General features: G+C 72.1%; 12 protein-coding genes. 3 read left to right on the plus strand and 9 right to left on the minus strand.

Features of this window, described 5'->3' with window-relative positions:
- Positions 1-87: 87 nt before the first annotated feature.
- The 9 genes from WME98_RS31195 to WME98_RS31235 all read right to left on the minus strand — a co-directional run bounded on the left by WME98_RS31195 (position 88) and on the right by WME98_RS31235 (position 11,111).
- Complete coding sequence (locus tag WME98_RS31195) at positions 88-633, minus strand: DUF1232 domain-containing protein (protein WP_437945355.1); 546 nt, start codon at positions 631-633, stop codon at positions 88-90.
- A 222-nt stretch (positions 634-855) separates the two neighbouring features.
- Entirely contained in the window at positions 856-1,665 is an 810-nt protein-coding gene (locus tag WME98_RS31200) for a tachylectin-related carbohydrate-binding protein (RefSeq protein WP_437945356.1), read from the minus strand.
- Positions 1,666-2,215: 550 nt separating this feature from the next.
- Positions 2,216-3,319, minus strand: a complete 1,104-nt coding sequence (locus tag WME98_RS31205; RefSeq protein WP_437945357.1) for a hypothetical protein — start codon at positions 3,317-3,319, stop codon at positions 2,216-2,218.
- A 47-nt stretch (positions 3,320-3,366) separates the two neighbouring features.
- A complete protein-coding gene (locus tag WME98_RS31210; RefSeq protein ID WP_437945358.1) occupies positions 3,367-4,443 on the minus strand; it encodes a dipeptidase in 1,077 nt (358 codons plus the stop codon).
- Positions 4,440-5,852, minus strand: a complete 1,413-nt coding sequence (locus WME98_RS31215; RefSeq protein WP_437945359.1) for a serine/threonine-protein kinase — start codon at positions 5,850-5,852, stop codon at positions 4,440-4,442. The genes WME98_RS31210 and WME98_RS31215 overlap by 4 nt, the downstream gene beginning before the upstream one ends.
- Before the next feature lie 132 nt (positions 5,853-5,984).
- Positions 5,985-8,678: a transglycosylase SLT domain-containing protein gene (locus tag WME98_RS31220; RefSeq protein ID WP_437945360.1), complete on the minus strand. Its 2,694-nt coding sequence runs from the start codon at positions 8,676-8,678 to the stop codon at positions 5,985-5,987.
- Positions 8,679-8,748: 70 nt separating this feature from the next.
- A complete protein-coding gene (locus WME98_RS31225) occupies positions 8,749-9,273 on the minus strand; it encodes a hypothetical protein (protein WP_437945361.1) in 525 nt (174 codons plus the stop codon).
- 231 nt (positions 9,274-9,504) lie between these two features.
- Complete coding sequence (locus WME98_RS31230) at positions 9,505-9,888, minus strand: c-type cytochrome (protein ID WP_437945362.1); 384 nt, start codon at positions 9,886-9,888, stop codon at positions 9,505-9,507.
- Between the two features lie 389 nt (positions 9,889-10,277).
- Positions 10,278-11,111 (minus strand): hypothetical protein, encoded by an 834-nt coding sequence (locus tag WME98_RS31235; RefSeq protein WP_129573536.1) that lies wholly within the window; start codon positions 11,109-11,111, stop codon positions 10,278-10,280.
- A gap of 14 nt (positions 11,112-11,125) precedes the next feature.
- On the opposite strand from WME98_RS31235, the gene WME98_RS31240 reads away from it, so the two are divergent.
- The 3 genes from WME98_RS31240 (at position 11,126) to WME98_RS31250 (ending at position 18,658) form a co-directional block, all read left to right on the plus strand.
- Positions 11,126-11,425, plus strand: coding sequence for a hypothetical protein (locus WME98_RS31240; RefSeq protein ID WP_437945363.1), 300 nt, complete (start codon positions 11,126-11,128; stop codon positions 11,423-11,425).
- Positions 11,426-11,525: 100 nt separating this feature from the next.
- Entirely contained in the window at positions 11,526-18,269 is a 6,744-nt protein-coding gene (locus tag WME98_RS31245; protein WP_437945364.1) for an RHS repeat-associated core domain-containing protein, read from the plus strand.
- Positions 18,266-18,658: an Imm1 family immunity protein gene (locus tag WME98_RS31250; RefSeq protein WP_437945365.1), complete on the plus strand. Its 393-nt coding sequence runs from the start codon at positions 18,266-18,268 to the stop codon at positions 18,656-18,658. The genes WME98_RS31245 and WME98_RS31250 overlap by 4 nt, the downstream gene beginning before the upstream one ends.
- Positions 18,659-18,666 lie beyond the last annotated feature (8 nt).

Consider the following 18,666-nt stretch of genomic DNA (forward strand, 5'->3'; position numbering starts at 1 on the left):
TTATGTACTACGCAGGGGCTGGGCGCGCCGCGGCGAGCGGCGCGCCCGCAGCGGCTCGCCGCGCGGCGGCGCGCCGCCCGCGGGCGGTCAGGCCGGGAGCTTGGCGGCGAGGAACGATTTCAGCTTGATCAGGTTCTTCGCGTCGCGGCTGAAGGTCGGGGCGGTGTAGCTCGAGGCCCAGCCGGCGATCTCGTGCATGAACGAGACGCGGACCTGCTCGTCGCCGAGGATGTCGTCCACGGTGCGGCCGCGCGCGGCGCCCTTCTCCAGCGAGCGCACGTAGCCCTTGAGCCGCGCGTAGTCGCCGCCGAGCAGCTCGGCGATGAGCTCCGCGTCGCGCGCGAGCCGCGCGAGGGCCGGCGCCTGGTCGCGCAGCTCCTGGCTCTCGGCCGCGGCGAAGGAGGCCGCGACGCGCAGCACGAAGGCGTCGTCGAGGAAGCCGAGATCCTCGATGCCGTCCGGGATGAGGTCGAGCGACTTGAAGAGGTAGTTCAGGCCGGCCGCGAGCGAGCGGCGCGCCGCCTCCGGGCTGTCCGGCGAGGCGAGCAGGCCCGCCAGGTCCGTGGCGTCGGAGGCGAGGCTGCGCAGCCACTCGGGGAACGTGTCGAGACAGCGGTCGTCGAGATCGGTCATGGGATCCTCCCGGCGGGAGCGGGAGGGTAGTCCGACCGGCGCGGCGCCGTCCATGCCGTCGATGCGGACGCCGGCGCGCGGCGCCTGCTGGCGCTCAACGCGCGGCCGCCGTGAGGCGCCGGCCATGAGGGGCACGCCCCGCCTCGTGGAGCTCCGTCGAGGACGGGACACCGAGCTCGTGTTCTTCAAGATCGCCCGGTGAGCCAGGCTCGCGCGAGCGCTTCAGAGGAACGCGTTCCAGCCAGCACCGACCTTCTGCGGACCGGTCCAGTCGACGGCTCCGGTCTGCCAGCCGTTGTGGCGATACCAGTGGAGATCCCCGTTCGGCAGGATGCCGTAGATGACGCCGCGCCCTCCGGAGAAGACGTGCGCGAACGAGTTCCAGACCGTGCCGACCCGCTGCGGGCCGGTCCAGTCGACGGCCCCCGTCTGCCAGCCGTTGTGGCGATACCAGTGGAGATCCCCGTTCGGGAGGATGCCGTAGACGACGCCGCGCCCGCCGGAGAAGACGTGCGTGAATACGTTCCAGCCATTGCCGACCTTCTGCGGGCCGGTCCAGTCGACGGCCCCCGTCTGCCAGCCGTTGTGGCGATACCAGTGGAGATCCCCGTTCGGCAGGACGCCGTAGATGACGCCGCGCCCTGCGGAGAAGACGCGCGTGAACGCGTTCCAGCCGGTCCCGACGGTCCGCGCGTCGGCCCAGTCGACGGTCCCGGTTTGCCAGCCGTCGTGGCGATGCCAGCGGAGGTCCCCGTTCGGCAGGATGCCGTAGATGACGCCGTTTTCTCCTGGAACCACACGTGTGAACGAGCCCCAGCCGGTCCCGACGCTCTGCGGGCCGGCCCAGCTCGCCTTTCCCTCCTGCCAGCCCCGGTGGAGATACCACTGGAGGCTCCCGTTCTGCCGGGTGCCATAGATGACGCCGTTGCCAGCGGAGAACACGCTCTCCTGGGCGGCGGCTCCCTGGATCGCAGCGAGGGACAAGAGCCCCGCGGCTGCAGCGACCGCCCTGATGAATGCCCTTCGTATCATCGCTTCCCCCTCGTCTCGCATGAGCTCGGCGCCTCGTCGCGCGCGCTCCGTCCCCGGATCTCATGAAGCCGCATGGCGCGGCGGGAAGCCTCGGTGGCCGGCGCCTGGTCGCGGAGCTGCGGGCGCGAACCGGCGGCCGAGGTGACGGCTAGTTCCGCCTGTCAGAAGTAGAAGTCCGGCCAGGGATCCGGAGCGAGAGTTCAACGCAAAGTCGCAAAGACGCAAAGACGCAAAAAAAATTGTAGTTTTGCGTCTTTGCGCCTTTGCGCCTTTGCGCCTTTGCGACTTTGCGCCTTTGCGCCTTTGCGCCTTTGCGCCTTTGCGCCTTTGCGCCTTTGCGTTTATTTCTCTATCGCTCGTGAAGCAGAACCCTGGCGGGATTTCTGATCCGCGGAACTAGAGCGCCGATTGGCTTGAAACGCCCGAGAATGAAGAGATTTCAACCACAGAGAGACACAGAGGGCACAGAGGGAGGAAGAAAAGATGCTGAGCTACCTCTTCCTCTCTTCCTCTCTGTGGTTGATTTCTCGGGGGTTCAACCCGCGCTGGATCAGCCGCCCGTCGCCCCGACTCGCCCCGTGACGCTCGCGCTCGCGCGCACGCTCACCTGGATGCGCACCGACGCGCTCGTCGAGGCCTCGGCCGCGCCGGCGACGCACGCGAGCGCGCGCGCGCCCGCGTCGCCCACGATCCGCGGCAGCGCGGCGCCGACCTGGACCACGGTCTGGGCGTCGCCGAGGAGCCTGCGCCCGAGCGCCACCTCGGCGTGCAGCAGCGCCGGCAGGTTGGCCTGCAGCGTCGCCGCGAGCCGCGCGGCCATCTCGGCGCCGTACGACGCGCGCACCTGCACGAGCGCCGGCGTGCACGCGGCGTAGACGTCGGCGTGCGCGCGGCAGCTCGCCTCGCACTCGGCGTCGGCGCTCGGGGGCCGCACCATCCCGGCGCACTGCGGCGCCTGCCAGGTGCCCTCGCACCGCGCGTGGCAGGTCGCGTCGCAGCCGCCGTCGCACTCGCCGTTGCAGAACCCCACGCAGCGCCCCTGCGCGTCGTACGCCGAGCACTGCCCCCGGCACTGCCCCGCGCAGCGCCCCTCGCACCGCCCCGCGCAGCGGCCCTGGCAGTAGCCGGAGAGCCGCGCGGGCTCGCACTGCGCCACGATCTGCCCCGGATCCAGCTGGACGTCGCACGCGCCGCTGCAGCGCGCCCCGGCCTGGGCGTTCGCCTGGCAGGCCGGCGGCGTCACCGCGACCTGCACCCCGGCGCCCTGGCGCAGGATGGCGTCGATCGCCGCCGAGACCGGGCCGCAGGCGCCGCTCGCCTGGCCCCCCGCCTCGTCGCGCGGCGCCATCTGCGCGGGCGGGATCCCGAGGTCCGCGCCGATCCGGCGGCAGGCGTCGGCCACCTGCGCCTCGATCGCCGCGGACACGGCGGCCATGTCCTTGGCCGCCTGCACGAACGTCCGCACCTTGGCGTTCGCCCGCGCGTCCGCGGAGAACTGGGCGCCGAGGACGTCGCCCGGCCCGCGCAGCTCGGGGCAGACGGCCTCGCCGACGCCCTCGATGTGGCCGAGCTCCGCGCAGCTCAGGCCCGGGATGCACGCCACGACCGCGAGGGCGAGGAGCCCCCGCGGCGACCGAGCGACTTCCGTGCGCATGCGTGCCCTTACCACGACCGCACCGGCGGCGCGCGGCCGGTCGATGCCTACCTGGGCGGCTGCCCCCCGCCAGAACCCGCCGGCCGCCAGCCGAGGATGCGCAGCGCGTTCTGCGAGAAGATCTTCACCACGTCCTCGCGCGACATCCCGCGCTGCCGGAGCCGCGCGGCCAGCACCGGCAGCGCCGACGCGTCGTCGAGCCCCTTCGTCGGGATGATGCCGCCGTCGAAATCCGACCCGATCGCGACGTGATCGACGCCGGCCACGCGGACCATGTGGTCGACCTGCGCGAGCACGTCGTCGAGGTCCGCCTCGCTCGTGCCGTTCACGAACGGCGCGTGGAAGTTGAGCCCCGCGACCCCGCCGCTCCGCCCGATGAGCCGCAGCTGCTCGTCGGTCAGGTTGCGCGGCCGGTTCGCCACCGCGCGCGCGTTCGAGTGGGTCGCCACGATCGGCGCGTCGTGCGCGGCCGCGATCGGCACGAGGTCCGCGAACGCGGCGTCCGAGATGTGCGAGACGTCGATGAGCGCGCCCTGCGCGTAGACGCGCTCGCAGAACCGCTTGCCGAGCTCCGTCAGCCCGAACGCGGCCGGCTCGCCGGTCGCCGACGACGAGAGCCGCGTGTTCTTCGCGTGGTTCGGGCTGATGAGCCGCACGCCGCGCGCGATGAACCGGTCGATCTGCGCGATGTCCTCCGCGAACGCGCCGGCCCCCTCGATCGAGAGGAAGGTGCTGATCTTCCCCGGCTCGGCCCGCGCCGCGCCGAGCGGCAGGAGCACGGGGCTCGCGGCGATGATCGCCTCGATCGTCGCGAGGACCGCGCTGGCGTCCTCGATCTGCGGGCCCTCGGGCCGCGCCCGGTCGGGCAGGTAGATCGGCAGCACGATGCCGAGGTAGTTGCCGGCGACGAGCGTGTCGCTGCGGGCGTGGCCCTCGCCGAGGCGAGGGTCGCGCCCCTTGAAGTGGACCTGCCAGGGCACGTCGACGTGCAGGTCGACGACGTGCACGGGGGGCTCGCGGCCGCCGCCGGCGGGCGGGTCGCCGCGCGTGGGCCGCGGCGCGCCCAGGGCCGAGGCGGCGCACGCGGCGGCGAGCAGGGCGCGGACGCGGCCTCCGGCGCTCATCCGCTCACCAGCACGCCGAGCGCGAAGCCGACGCCGAGGCACACGAGGCCGATGACCGCGACGAGCCACCAGGCGGCGCCCTCCGAGGGCGCCGTCTCGGCGGGGAGGGGGACCTCCACGACCCGCACATCGTAGTGGCCGCCCGTGAGCGTCGGCACGCCCGTCGGCCGCTGCGCGCTGACGTGGGTCGGCCCGGCGGGCACCGGGGGCGCCGCGAACGCCGCCGTGGGCGCCACCTGCGAGGTCGTCGGGGGCGGCGGCGCGGTCGGGCGCGGCGGGGGCGCCGACTCCGGCCTCGGCATGACCGGCATGCTCGTCGTCGAGCCCGGCCCGTGCGGCGGCGGGGGCAGCTGCGACGGCGGCTGCGGCGCGTACAGCTGCGACGGCGGTTGCGACGCGTGCAGCTGCGACGCGTGCAGCTGCGACGCGTGCGGCTGCGGGTGCGGCTGCGCCGGCGGCGGCAGCGAGGGCAGGTGGTGCGGCGGCGGGAGCGACGCCTGCGGATCGGCCCACGCGCCGGGCGTCGCGATGCCGGTGCGGTGCGCGACGGCGCTCAGCGTCTGCGCCATCTCCTCGGCCGTCTGGAAGCGCCCGTTCACGTCCTTGGAGAGGGCGCGCTGGAAGAAGAGGCCCCAGGCGGCGAGGTGCGGCGCGACCTGCTCGATCGGGCGCACCTCCTTGGCGAGCACGGCGGTGAGCCGCGCGAACTCGTTCTCGGCGGGGAACGGCTGCGTCGCGGTGAGCATCTCGTAGAAGATCACGCCGACGCTCCAGAGGTCGGTGCGCGCGTCGACGGCCTGCGCGTTCTTGATCTGCTCGGGGCTCATGTAGCCGGGGGTGCCGAGGAGCGTGCCGGCGCGGGTCTTGAGGCCCATGCCGCCGGCCGCGTCCATCACCTTCGCGATGCCGAAATCGAGCACCTTCACGCGGAAGCCGCCGCGCGGATCGCGCACGAGGAACAGGTTCTCCGGCTTCAGATCGCGGTGGATCACCCTGTGGCTGTGCGCCGCCATGAGGGCCTGGAGCACCTCGTGGATGATCGGCACGGCCTGCGCCGGCGGGATGGGGTTGCCCGTGTCGATGTACGCGGCGAGCGGGACGCCCTGCAGGAGCTCCATGACGAGGTAGGGCGTGCCGTCCTCGGCGCGGGCCGCCTCGAAGACCGAGGCGATGTTCTGGTGGACGAACCCCTTCGTCGCCTCCGCCTCGGCGAAGAAGCGCTGCAGGACCTGCTCTTCCTGCGTGAACTCGGGGTGCAGCACCTTGATGGCGCGCTTTCCCTCGCCGCGCAGCCCGTCGGCCTCGTAGACGGCGCCCATGCCGCCCTCGCCGAGGAGACGCACGATCCGGAAGCGCCCGTTCAGCACGGCGCCCACGAGCTGGTGGGAAGGGCTCGAGGGGTCGACCACGCGCGGACTCTACCAAAGCTTCCGCGCCGCCCGCTCGCGGAAACCTCGGCGCGGCGCGCGGGAGCAGGCCGTCGACACGGGGCGCCGGGGCGCGCCGGCGCGCGGCGAGCGCAGGGCGCGCGCCGGGGCGCGTCAGGGCGCGGCGTTCGCCACGGCCGAGCGCGCCGCCGGGCTCGCGGGCAGCGGGGTGCGCAGGGCCTCGCTCGGCTGATCGCCGCCATAGAGGAGCTCGTAGACGGCGAGGCTCGTGAGCACGCGCTTCGTGTAGAGCCGCGTCTCCTCGTACGGGATGCGCTCGACCCACAGGTCGAAGCTCTGCGAGGGGCGCTCCGCGATCCACCGCTTCGGCGCGCCGCCGCCCGCGTTGTAGGCGGGGATCGCGAGCAGCGGGTTGTCCGAGAACTGGCCGCGCAGCACCGAGAGGTACCGGCAGCCGAGCGCGATGTTGACCTCGGGCCGCCTCAGCGCCTCGGCGCTCGACGGCAGCCCGAGCGGCTTGGCCATGCGCTTCGCGGTCGGCACGATGAGCTGCATGAGCCCGTACGCCTGCGCGGGCGAGGCCACCTTCGGGTCGAAGGCCGACTCCTCGCGCATGATCGCGTAGGCGAGGGCCTCGGGGATCCCGCTGCGCTTCGCCTCCGCGGTGACGAGGGCGGCGAACGGGCGCGGGTAGGCGAGCTCCCACGCGCTGCGCCAGCGCCCGGCCGGGTAGTGGTCGACCCAGTCGCCCGCGAGCTCGACGCGGCCGTCGTCCGCCGACGGCGCCGCCATCGCCGTGCGCAGGATGCTGTACGACTGCGGCAGCGCGCCCGCGCGCGCGAGCAGGAACGCCGAGGCCCACATCACCTCGCGCGGCGCCGTGCGGCTCCCCACGCCGAGCGCGTCGAGCTCGCGGCGCGCGAGCTTCGCCTCGCCCTGGCGCGCGAGCTCGACCGCGCGGGTGAACGCCGGGCGCGCGAACAGGGAGCTCCGGAGCTCGGCGTACGGCGCGCTCGCATCGCGCTCGAGGGCCGCGGACAGGGCCCGCTGGGCGGCCGCGGGATCGGCGTCGGCGAGCCGGGCGTGGGCGAGGGCCATGTAGAACGAGAGCGGGTAATCGCGGATCACCTGCTCGAGCAGCGCCTTTCCCTTGTCGGGCGAGCCGGTCTCGATGTGGGCGCGCCCGAGGTAGTAGGGGAACCTGCCGGCGGCGTGGTACGCGCGCTCGTGGGGGAAGCGCGCGAGCCCGAGCTCGAGCGGCCTGACCGCGCCGGCCCAGCCGTCGCGCTCCATCTCGAAGAGCGCGAGCTCGAACAGGCCGTCGGCGACCATGTCGCCCGACGGGTAGTCGTCGGGCATGGCGGTGAGCATCTGGACGAACTGCGCCTGATCGCCGAGCGCGAGCAGGGCGCGCGCGCCGAGGTAGCGCGCGTCGTCCGCGAGCCGGTGATCCGGGTACTCCTTCTCGAGCAGCGCGAAGCGCGCGGCGGCCTCGGCGTGCCGATCGACGCGGAACGACGCGCGCGCGGCGTTGTAGAGCGTCTCGGGCCGCCGCGGGGCGGGCGCGCCTGCTCCTGCAGCCGCGGGCGCCGCGGGGGCGCTCGCGGCGGCGGCGGGGGCGCTCGTGACGGCGGCGGGGACGCTCGCAGCGGCGGCGGGGGCGCTCGCAGCGGCGGCGGGGGCGCTCGTGACGGCGGCCGGGGCGCTCGCGACGGCGGCCACCGCGGGCGCGCTCGCCGATGCGGCGGCCGCGGGCGCGGCCGGCCCGCAGCGCTCGATCGCCGTGCCGTAGATGTCGGCGGCCTCGGCCCGCCGCCGGACGCGCCCGAGCGCCTCGCCGCGCGCGGCGAACGCGTCGCAGGCGAAGGCCGAGGGCGCCTGCGCCTCGGGCAGGGCGATCAGCGCCTCGGTGACGGCGAGCGCCTCCTTGTCCTGGCGCGAGGCGAGCAGGGCGCGCGCGCGGGCGAGCAGGTCGGCGGGGCCCGGGTCGAGGAACGGCTTGCGCCGCGCGAACGGCAGCGTCGACAGGGCCTGCTCCAGGATCTCCTTCGCCTCGCCCGCGCCCGCGCCGCCCGGCGCCTCGTCGAGGACGCGCCGGGCGAGCCGGATCGCCTCCTCGGCGTGGTCCTCTTTCGGGTGGCGGAGCAGCGCGCGGGCGAAGCGGAGCGCCTCGGGCACCCACGTCGATGCCGGCCAGCTCCGGGCGAGGTACGCCTGCCAGCTCGCGGCGGCGGCCCCGATGTCGCCCTTCTCGGCGAGCGCATGGGCGATCACGCGATCGAGCTCGTCGGCGATCGCGACGTCCGAGGCGACGGCGCGCGCGCGCTCGATCGCCGCGTCCGGCTGCCCCGCCCTGGCGAGGAGATCGGCCGCCGCGAACCGCGCGTAATCGGCGAGCGGCCCGCCGGCGGCCGCCGCCGCGTCGTACTCCCTCGCGGCGCCCAGCGGGTCGCCCGCGAGCGCGCGCAGCCGACCGAGCTGGTAGCGAAACGCCGCTGCGTCCGCGGGCGGCAGGGGCGCGGAGAGCGCCTGGGCCATGGCGGCGGCCGCGCTCGCGTACGCCTCCTGGGCGACGAGCTTCTGCACCGGCGCGAGCCGCGGGTCGTCCAGCACGAGCGTGAGGCGCTCGGGGTCGAACACCGGGGCCTCGCCCGCCGTGCCCGGCACGACGGGCCCCGGCGGCGCTGGGGGCGGCGGCGCCGTCGGCTGCGGGCAGCGCGGCGGGCAGGCCGCGGTCCCGCGCTGCGCGGGGGGCGCGCCGGCGCAGGAGGCGCCGAGCGCGGCGGTCAGCGCGAGCGCGGAGGCCAGCGCGAGCGCGGCCCCGGAGCGGGCATCCAGCCTGAACATGCCTGCACCATACTCCGGATCGCGCGGTCGCACAGCGCTCGAGGCAGCGGCGCGCCGGGGCCCGAGGCGATCAGGGCGAGGCGGTCACCACGGTGGCGGCGACCGCGGCGAAGCGCAGGAGGTCCTCCGCGCGGGCCACGAGCTCGAGGTTGAAGGCTGTGCCCGCCGTGAGCTCGCCCGAGGCTCCGACCTCCAGCGCGCCGGACGCGGCGTCGGGCGGCAGCGTGAGCGGCGTGTACACGAGCCCGGCGGGAGGTGCGTTGACGATGATCTCGATCGGCTCGTCGAAGCCGTTGAATCGACGGATCGAGAGATCGACGGACGTCAGCCCGTCATAGGGGATGTCGATGGTGGCGGGGACGATGAACAGCGCGAAGTCCGGCGCTGCGTCCATGCCCCCGCCGCCGGCGCTGCCGCCGTCCCCGCTGCCGCCGCCGCCGCCCCCGCCGCCGGCGCTGCCGCCGTCTCCGCCGGCGCTGCCGCCGTCTCCGCCGGCGCCGCTCGTCGTGGTGGTCCCGTGCCCCGCCTGTCCGCCGGCGCCCTCGCCCTCGGGGAGGTCGTCGGAGCACCCGGAGGCCGAGAGGGTAATCGTCAACGCTACAGCAAAACTGAAGCCCCGCTGTAAACGCCTCGGGTCGAGTCTCATGTCGAAGGGAGCCGTCGTGCTTCCGGGATGGGATGTCCCGGGGTGTGCCGCGGCCACGTTATCGCTGCTCTGGCGGGACCTGCAAGCGGGCCGGGCGGCCCTTGGCGGGACCGCTGGCGCGCCGCCTCGCGGGGCGGCGCGCCGGCGTTCGGACGAAGCGTGAGGGGTGGGGGCGGGGTGCTACTGCGTTTCGCAGGCGAGGTAGACCCGGATGGACTCGACCGTGGCGTCCTGGAGCCGGCCGGTCGGGGGCATCGCGCCCTCTTCGATCTCCTCGTAGATCTTCTCCGCGTTCCCGCTGACATACGCCGGATCGTCGACGTTGACGCCCTCGGGCGCGTTGGCGCGGGCCGCCGCCCCCACCTTCGTCGTCGAGTGACAGATATTGCAGTTGCCCTGGAGCGCATCCAGGCCCGCCGCCTGCTCCGCCGCGGAGTCGGGCGGGCAAGCGCCGAGCGGCCCGTCTTCGCCGCCGCCGCCCGAGTTGGAGTCGTCGCCGCAGCCCTGGAGCGAGCCGATGACGAAGGGCGCAAGGCAGAGCAAGAAAATCGTACGAACGCGCATCAAAGCACCTCAACAGCTTGTTAGAGGACGGGTGGCGAGCCGGGTTCGAGCCTCCAGCCATGCAGGCAGGCCAGCCGGGCGCCGCGCGGGGATGGTGCCTGGCGACGCGCACCAGGTCAACAAAGACGGATCGGCGTGAACTGAAGGAGACCGGGTCGTCCGGGGTGGCAACCTTGTACAAGTTCGAGGCGTCGTGGGTCGTCCGAGGCGGCAACCTTGTACAAGTTCGAGGCGCCGTGGGTCGTCCGAGGCGGCAACCTTGTACAAGTTCGAGGCGCCGTGGGTCGTCCGAGGCGGCAACCTTGTACAAGTTCGAGGCGCCGTGGGTCGTCCGAGGCGGCAACGTTGCACGAGGGGGCGGCGCCGCCGGCGCCGTTGGAACGGGGCGGCTACTGCGGCACGTCCGGGACCGGCGTGTCGAGCTCGATCTCGGGGAGCGCCTCCTCGTCGTCCTCGTGCTCGTCCGCGGCCGGCCCGCCCTTGCCGCTCTTGCCGGCCGCCCGCCGCGCGGCGGCTTGGCGCAGGCGGTCCAGCGGGGCCAGCGCCGCGCGCGCCGACTGGACCGTCTCCGGCCTCTCGCGATCGACGCTGGCGACGACCTGAAGCAGGTAATCGCCGATCGCGCCCACGAGCTCCCGGAGCGGCTCGCGCAGGGCCGCCACGTCCGCGGGCGTCTCGTGCGCCTTCGTGATCCCCAGGACCTCGCCATAGGCCTCATGGGCGGCGCGCACCTCGGCCAAAAACTCCTGGCCCGCGATGGCGACGAGGTCCTTGCCGAGCGCGTCGTCCTCGGCGATCCGGCCGAGGAGGGCGTTGCTCTCGGCCCATTCCAGATCCATCGAGAGCTTGAGGAACTCGAGGCCTTCCGGGAACAAGAGCCGCGAGATCTCGTTGGCTCGCTCGGCCCTCGGGTGCGCCGGGGCCGGCAAGAGGGCGCAGGCATCGACGCGCATCTTCAGGGCGGCCCAGGCGGTATCGACGCGGTGGTCCGCCTTGACCTTGCTCGCGGGCTTCGGGGCGCCGGCCGCGCGCCGCTTCTGGTCCCACGCCTTGTTCATGGCGAGCGTCGCCTTGCGTACGGCGCGCGCCGTGCGCTTCATGCCGGCGGTCGCGTCCCTCGGCAGCGCCGAGAGGAGCGCGATCGCGAGCGCGACGCCCTGCCGGACGTCGAGCTTCGGAGGACGCAGGTATGGAGTCGGATCGAAGGGGATGGACGTTGCCACGCAGAATACCTCCCTTGATCGTCAAGGCATCACGCGCAGGCGGGCGGAGTCAAGCGATTTCTCGAAGCCTCGCTCCTTCCTGGTTCGCTGGTTCGCTGGGCTCGCTGGGCTCGCTGGGCTCGCTGGGCGATGACATGGTCGCCCTCGCCGAGCGCCGCCAGGGCCATGCCCAGGGCGATGGGCGGGCGATGATGTCGATGCACCGTCCAATCGAGCGGTCCGTGCTGCGCCTCCGGCGCGGACGGCCGAAAGCGTTATCGACGCAGCGCGATCCCTGTTACCGCATGGACGCCAGCCAGGCACAGACATCCTGATGAATGCCTGGAGCTCAGCATAGGGAACGGGTGCCGACTCACGCTCATCGCTTGACGCGGGTCGCGGCGCCATGGCCTCCTCGGTGCGACGGAGGCTGCGATGGCGTGCGTTCTGCGGGATGTGCTGCGGGCCCTCACCCCGCTCTTGATGTTTCTCGCATGCGTGCTCGCGCAGGGGGGGTGCGAGTGCATCTCCGGCGATCCGCCCGTGGATCCGCGTCAGGGCGTCATCGCCTGCCGGACCCAGCGCGCACACGGCCCTGCCGCGGAGCGCCCCGCGCCGGCGGTCGAGACCGTCGCCGCCGGCACCCTCCCGGGGGCGTTCTCCATCACGAGCACCGGGGAGGCCGTGTACACCATGGAGCTGGCCGCCCCGCCCTCGCGCGCGGGCATGGGGCCTCGGATCGAGGTGGTCTATCGGAGCGACGGCGGCGACGGCGTGCTCGGCGCCGGGTTCTCGATCGCCGGGCTGTCCGCGATCACGCGATGTCCCAGGAGCCTCGCGCAGGACGGCGAGATCCGCGGCGTGCGGTACGACGGCGACGACGCGCTCTGCCTCGACGGCCAGCGCCTCGTCCCCGTGGGAGAGGGGCCGGGGATCATCGAGTACCGGACGTTCCCGGACACCTTCGTCAAGGTGGTCGGGCACTACACTGCGGATGGCGGAGCGCCCGCCGAGGCGCTCTTCTTCGAGGCGTACGTGCCGTCCGGCCGCGTCGTCGAGTACGGGCGCACCGAGGGCAGCAAGCCCCTCGCGCGGGGCGGCGTTCCGCGCGCGTGGCTCGCGAACAAGGCCCGCGACGGCCGCGGCAACGCCATGACGTATGCGTACTGCCTCGCCGAGGCGGAGGACGGCCATGCCGCCGAGTACGCGGTCGACGAGATCCGCTACACGGCTTTTGAAGGAACGCCGTCGCTCGAGCCTTCGCGGGCGGTGCGCTTCGTGTACGCGACGAAGGATCCGGCCGCCATTCGGACCGGCTACTCGGGCGGCATGGCGCTCCAGCGCTCGCTTCGCCTCGACGAGATCCAGATGCTCGGTCCGGGCGATGCGCTGGTCCGGAGCTACGGATTCCGCTATGAGCTCAGCCCGACGACGAGCCGTACGCTCCTGACCGAGGTCGAGGAATGCGCGAGCGACAGGGTCTGCAAGCCTCCCACACGCTTTCAGTACAGCCACGCGAGGCCCGGATTCGAGCGGGTGACGACGGACATCGACGAGCCGGTCTCCGAGAGGGCGAGCCCGATGGTGTTCGACCTCGACGCCGACGGGCGCGACGACCTCGTGATCCCGGACATGGTCGCGGGGCTCAGCACGCCGAGGAATCCGATCACCGCGTGGCGGGTGGCGCGAAACGTCGGGTTGCGCGCCTCGCCGTCCTTTCTCGCGCCGGCGGAGCTCGCCTTCCTCGAAGAGTGGCCCACGGTCGCCGATCCGGTGGGGCCCTCCGATCCCGCCCTTCTTCAGCCCGAGCTCGGGACGGTCCTGGACTACGACGACGATGGGCGGATGGACGTGCTGCTCCACGACGTCTACGATGCCAAGACGACGTGGCATGTGCTCCTGTCCCGGCCGGACTGGACCTTCGCGCTCCACGACACGGGCATCCGCAGGCCGTTCCCGCTCGGGGTCACGCCCGCGCCGCCGAGCCTGAGCAGCCCCGGCGGGTCGATGCACCTGGCCGATCTGGACGGCGATGGCATGCCGGATCTGATCCAGTGCGAGGACCACGCCCGCGAGGGACAAGCTCCGCTCCCGCTCGCTGCCGTGTGGGCCGTCCACCCCTGGCGACCAGCGCGCGGCGCGACGCCCGCGGGCTTCGACCCCGCGGGCGAATCGATCGAGCTGCTCACCGGCTATCCCTGCGATACGGAGCTCCACACGCTCGACATCGACGCCGACGGCAAGGTCGATCTCGTCGTGCCGTCCCTGCGGCGGTTCGGCGACGGGACGGTCCTCCTCGGCGAAAGCTACGACGCGATCATGCGCCGGGGCGAGGGGCGCTGGGAGGTGATCGACACCGAGCTGCCCGTCGTGTGGCCCGGGGGCCGCGTCGTCTTTCTCGACGCGAACGGCGACGGCCTCCCCGATGCCGTCGAATCCGGCCCGGGGGACCACCAGCTCTATACCTTCTTCAACACGGGGCCGACCTTCGTGGCCTCGTCGTTCCGGACCGTAGACGCGTTCAGTTTCGGGGATCTGTTCGGTTTTCCCGATCAGGACGCGTTCTTCCGGTTCGCCGTACCGCTCGACGTCAACGGCGACGGGCGGCAGGATCTCCTCATGCCGGTGCCACCAGGCATGCTGCTGGGCGGCTCCGACGCGCTACCGTCGTGGGCCGTCTTCCTCGCGACGGGCGACCGCGCGGGGCCGCCGTTCAGGCTGGTCGACCCGAGGCTGCCGTTCGAGGCCAGCCTCGGCGACGCGGTCACCCTCGCCGATCCGCGCGGGCCGCGCGCCGGCGACGTCGACGGGGACGGCGCGCAGGATGTGATCCTGTCGCTCGGCGGCGCGTTCAACGTGTTCCGGAACCTCTCGGCCGACCAGGATCTCCTGGTCGCGGTCTCCGACGGGATGAACGCGCACGACCCGACCGAGCCGGGCTTTGTGCCCAACGTGAGCATCTCGTACGGGCATCTGACCGACGCGTCGGCGGCGACGGGCGACAGGGCGGAGGATCCGGCGCGCGAGGGCCCGCTGTACGTCGCGCGTTCCGGCGCGGCGGACGACTGCGGCTATCCGCGCCGCTGCGTGGTCGGGCCTCGTCGGGTGGTCAGCGCGTACGCCCTCAACAACGGGGCGGACAGACCGCGGCGCTTCGAGGTCAGCTACCGCGACGGGCGCTACCACGGGTTGGGCCGGGGATTTCTCGGGTTCGGTGAGCGGCTCGTCACCGACCTGGACACGGGCGCCGCGACGCTCGACGCGTACGATCACGTCACCTTCGACGACGAGCTCCAGGTCTTTCCTTTCGCGGGCAGCGTCCAGCGGACATGGCGCTGGGCGCCTGGGCTGGCGAGCCAGCCCAGACCGGAGCAGATCGAGCTCTCGTTCGTGGACGTGACGCGGACGCTCGTTCCGACGAACGACGGGGCGACGTACTTCACGCTGCCGACCGAGCGCCGGGTGAGGCGAGCGCAAGGCGTCTATCGGACCCCAAACGGCGCGACGACATCCATCGAGGCGTACGTGCGGGAGGTCGAGGCTGGAGGCGGCAGCGCGACGCTGCTGCGCGACTCCGTGTCGACGGTGACGGACTTCGACACGTTCGGCAATGTGCGCGCCGAGGAGGGCTCGACGAGCGGCGTCGACCTGACGTTCGAGGTCACGCGGACGTTCAAGAACGACACCGAGCGCTGGGTCCTCGGCCAGCTCCAGACGCAGAAGGAGTGCAGCGCGGCGGCGGGGATGTCGCAGTGCCGGAACGTCACGCGGACCACGACGATCTACGGCGAGGTGGAGACCGAATCCACCGAGAGCGACGACGGTCTGCCGGACACGAAGCTGACGATCGCCTATGCGCGCGACGACTTCGGAAACATCACCGGCATCACGGCGGAGGACGCCTTCGGCCACCAGCGAACCTCCAGCACGGACTTCGACGAGGAGGGCATGTTCCCCGAGAAGTACGTAAACGCGGCCGGGCACACCACGCTCGTGGAGCTCGACGACGCGCTCGGCGTGCTCCTCAAGCAGGTCGATCCGAATCAGCTCGTGGCGACGTGGGCGTACGACGGCTTCGGGCGCCTCGGCGTCGAGACGCGCCCGGATGGCACGACGACGACGGTCACGCTCTCCCGCGCCAAGGACGGCGGCCCGGCGCAGGACGCGTGGCGCGTGATGCAGCGGAGAACCACGACCGGCGGAGCCGACGACACGGTCGAGCTCGATAGCCTCGGCCGGCCGATCCGCTGGTGGTGGTACGGGCCCGAGCCGGAGCCGGCGCAGGGGTCGGGCGATGCGAAGCGCATCCTGCAGGAGATTGGCTACGACGAACTGGGCGAGCACATCTCGCGGCGCTCGGTGCCGGTCCGCGAAGATACGCCCGAGCGCAAGAGGTTGTACGATCGCTATGAGTACGACGCGGTAGGCCGCGAGGTGCGGCATACGACGCCATGGAACGCGGTCACGACGACCGAGTACGATGGCCTGCGCGTGCGCGTCAACGACCCGCTCGATCACGTGACCGTGACCGAGCTGGATCCGCTGGGGCGAACCGCGTCGATCACCGACGCCGCCGACGGGATCACCCGCTACAGTTACGGCCCGTTCGGCATGCTGCACACGGTCACCGACCCAGGCGATGCGGTGACGCGCTCGACGCGCGATGCGCTCGGCCGCGTCCGGCAGCTCGACGACCCCGATCGGGGCACGACGGTCTCGATCCATGACGGCTTCGGCGAGCTGGTTTCTTCGACCGATGCACTCGGGCGAGAAATCACATGGGAGTACGACGCGCTCGGGCGACCGCGCACGCGCGTGGACCGGGACGGCGCCGAGCGCGTGACGACCACGTGGACCTGGGACACCGCGGCGCACGGGATCGGAAAGCTCCACGCGCTCGCGAGCTCTGACGCGGAGAAGACGTACGGGTACACCGACCGCGGCCAGCTCGACACGCTCTCGCTCCGCATCGACGGCGAGCGCGCTCCGCTGGAGGCCGGGCTGGGTTACGACGAGCTCGGTCGCGTCGAGGCGGTCACGTATCCGGCGCCGGCCGGCGCGGCGCCGTTCGCCGTGGCCTACGACCACGACGCGTATGGCCACGTGATCGCCGTACGCGACCGCGGAACGGGCTCCGCCTACTGGCGCCTGACGGACGTGGACGACGCGGGGCGCTTCCGGGAGGAGGTGTTCGGCAACGGCGTCGTCACGGAGCGGAGCTATTTCGCCGACAAGCAGCGCCTGAGGCACATGGCGACGCGGAGCGGCGCGGGTGAGGTGCAGGACCTCGACTATGGGTTCGACGATCTCCTCAATCTCACGCGCCGCACCGATGCGCTCCAGCCCGAGAACACGACGGAGCGCTTCCGTTACGATCCGCTCCAGCGGCTAACCTGCGCGTACTTCGGCGACGTCGAGAGCGCGTCGGCGCCCTGCGCGCTCCGGTACGGCCATGACACGAACGGCAATCTCACCTTCAAGTCGGACATTGGCATGCTCTCGTACGATGACCCGCTGCACCCGCACGCCGTCACCGGCGCGGGCGCGGGCAGCTTCGCGTACGACGCTGTTGGCAATCAGATCGCGCGGCCGGACGGCACGACCGTGCGCTATACGCCGTTCGACCTGCCGGAGCGCATCACGCAGGGCGCGAGCACCATCACGTTCGGCTACGACGGCGACCAGCAGCGGGTCCGCAAGACGACCCCGGAGACGGAGACGCTCTACTTCGGCGACCTGTACGAGCGGGTCACCGATCGGGCGTCGGGCGCCGTGAAGCACCGGTACCACGTCCGCTCGCCGGAGCGCGTGGTGGCGATCGTGACCCGCGGAGGCTCGGACGCCGGCACGCGGTACGTGCATGTCGATCACCTCGGCTCGGTCGACGCGCTCACCGACGAGGACGGCGACGTGATCGAGCGGCGGAGCTACGACCCGTTCGGCCAGCGCAGAAACCCCGTGTGGGGAGAGCGCCCGCCGGCGTCGTTCTCCAGCGAGACGACGCAGGGGTTCACCGGGCACGAGAGCGACGACGAGCTCGGGCTCGTGAACATGAAGGGCAGGATGTACGATCCCAGGATCGGGCGGTTCTTGACCACGGACCCGATCGTTTCGATCCCGTCCTTCGGGCAGAGCTGGAATCCGTACAGCTACGTGTTGAACAACCCCCTCGCGTACGTCGATCCGGGCGGCTTTCAACAAGCGCTCCCGCAGGACGGGGCTCGCTCGCCACCGCCGCCCGGCGCGGAGCTCAGGTGGGAAGTGCTCGACCTGGCGCCGCTCGGACTCGATCTGCGCGTCGTCCCGTTGCAGAAGCACGAAACGCGCTCCGACGCCGATAGGAACATCGTGGCTGCCGAGACGGGCGGCGCCATGCCGCCGATCGACGTCAGCACGACCGGTAGCGCGTCCGGGTATGTGCCGCAGCCGGTGAGCACGGCGCCGGAGCACACGGGCGCCAGCACCGTGGTTGGCCTGAGCTTGCTCGGCGCCGCGGAGGGGACGGGCGAGCTGGCGGCGGGGGTCGCGCGGTCGCTGGCACTGAACGCGCTGACGCTCGGGATCTACAGCGGATACGAGCTCGGCAGCGCGGCGTGGGCGGGGTACGAAGAGGGCGGGCTCCTCGGCGCGCTGAACGCCGTGAACCCGCTCTACCACATCGGGCTGGGCGCCGCGGACACGGCCCTCGCGATCGACGGAGGCGACTACCGGGAGGCGGGCGCGGCGGGGACCAAGGCGATGATCCTCGCAGCAGCCACCGTCTTCGGGATGGGGAAGGGGCTGGGGGCGCTCGCGGAGGAGTCGGCGGCAGCCGTGGGGGCCGCACGAGCGGGCACGCAGCTCCAACTCCCATTCGTCCCGCCGCAGCCTCTCACGCGCGGTATTCTGACGCTGGAAAGCGGCGCCCAAGTGCCGCTCGGGAGTGGATTGAAGGGACCGGCAGCGACCATGCTGAAGGGGAGCCCCGGTTTTGATGCCTTTACTCGCACTCATGTCGAAGGCCACGCCGCTGCGCTGATGCGCACGGAAGGGGCTTCGTCAGCAACCTTGCACATCAACAACCCTCGAATCTGCCCCAATTGCTCTAGACTGCTTCCGGACATGCTTCCGCCCGGAAGCCAACTCACCGTCGTACTGCCGAACGGCACCCGTGTACCGTTTCGAGGGAATGTCAGATGAACGCAAATTTCTGCGATTATGAAGATCCGTCCAATCCACTAAACGGCCGCCGCCTCGCGCCGACAGAGATACTTGAAGCACTCCGATCGCTGCAGGGACGCGAGCCGTTCATCTGTTCGTTAGAAACGGACTCTGGGACCCTCTTGGTAGGCGTCGGCCGAGAGCTAGGATGTGTTCAATTCACTCCCGCCAACGGCGGGCCGCCATATCTTATGGCAACCACCGGATCAACGGTCAAAGACAACGAATTTGTTGAATTCCTAAGCGGCGGGACACCCTCACCCATTTCGCGTCGCCATTGCCTACCGTGGCAACTGGTTGAAAGTGCTGTCGCCGACTTCTTGGATCAGGGGGTTGTGCCCCAAAATCTTCACTGGGAGGAGGTTTAACTCTGCGG

The organism is Sorangium sp. So ce296 (assembly GCF_051529605.1).
GTDB classification, from domain to species: Bacteria; Myxococcota_A; Polyangia; order Polyangiales; family Polyangiaceae; genus Sorangium; species Sorangium cellulosum_D.

What these genes read in the sequence shown, in the direction of transcription:
- WME98_RS31245 (WP_437945364.1), top strand. Translation starts at nt 11,526, where the DNA reads ATGGCGTGCGTTCTGCGGGATGTGCTGCGGGCCCTCACCCCGCTCTTG.
- WME98_RS31250 (WP_437945365.1), top strand. Translation starts at nt 18,266, where the DNA reads ATGAACGCAAATTTCTGCGATTATGAAGATCCGTCCAATCCACTAAAC.
- WME98_RS31200 (WP_437945356.1), bottom strand. Translation starts at nt 1,665, where the DNA reads ATGATACGAAGGGCATTCATCAGGGCGGTCGCTGCAGCCGCGGGGCTC.
- WME98_RS31205 (WP_437945357.1), bottom strand. Translation starts at nt 3,319, where the DNA reads ATGCGCACGGAAGTCGCTCGGTCGCCGCGGGGGCTCCTCGCCCTCGCG.
- WME98_RS31220 (WP_437945360.1), bottom strand. Translation starts at nt 8,678, where the DNA reads ATGTTCAGGCTGGATGCCCGCTCCGGGGCCGCGCTCGCGCTGGCCTCC.
- WME98_RS31210 (WP_437945358.1), bottom strand. Translation starts at nt 4,443, where the DNA reads ATGAGCGCCGGAGGCCGCGTCCGCGCCCTGCTCGCCGCCGCGTGCGCC.
- WME98_RS31195 (WP_437945355.1), bottom strand. Translation starts at nt 633, where the DNA reads ATGACCGATCTCGACGACCGCTGTCTCGACACGTTCCCCGAGTGGCTG.
- WME98_RS31230 (WP_437945362.1), bottom strand. Translation starts at nt 9,888, where the DNA reads ATGCGCGTTCGTACGATTTTCTTGCTCTGCCTTGCGCCCTTCGTCATC.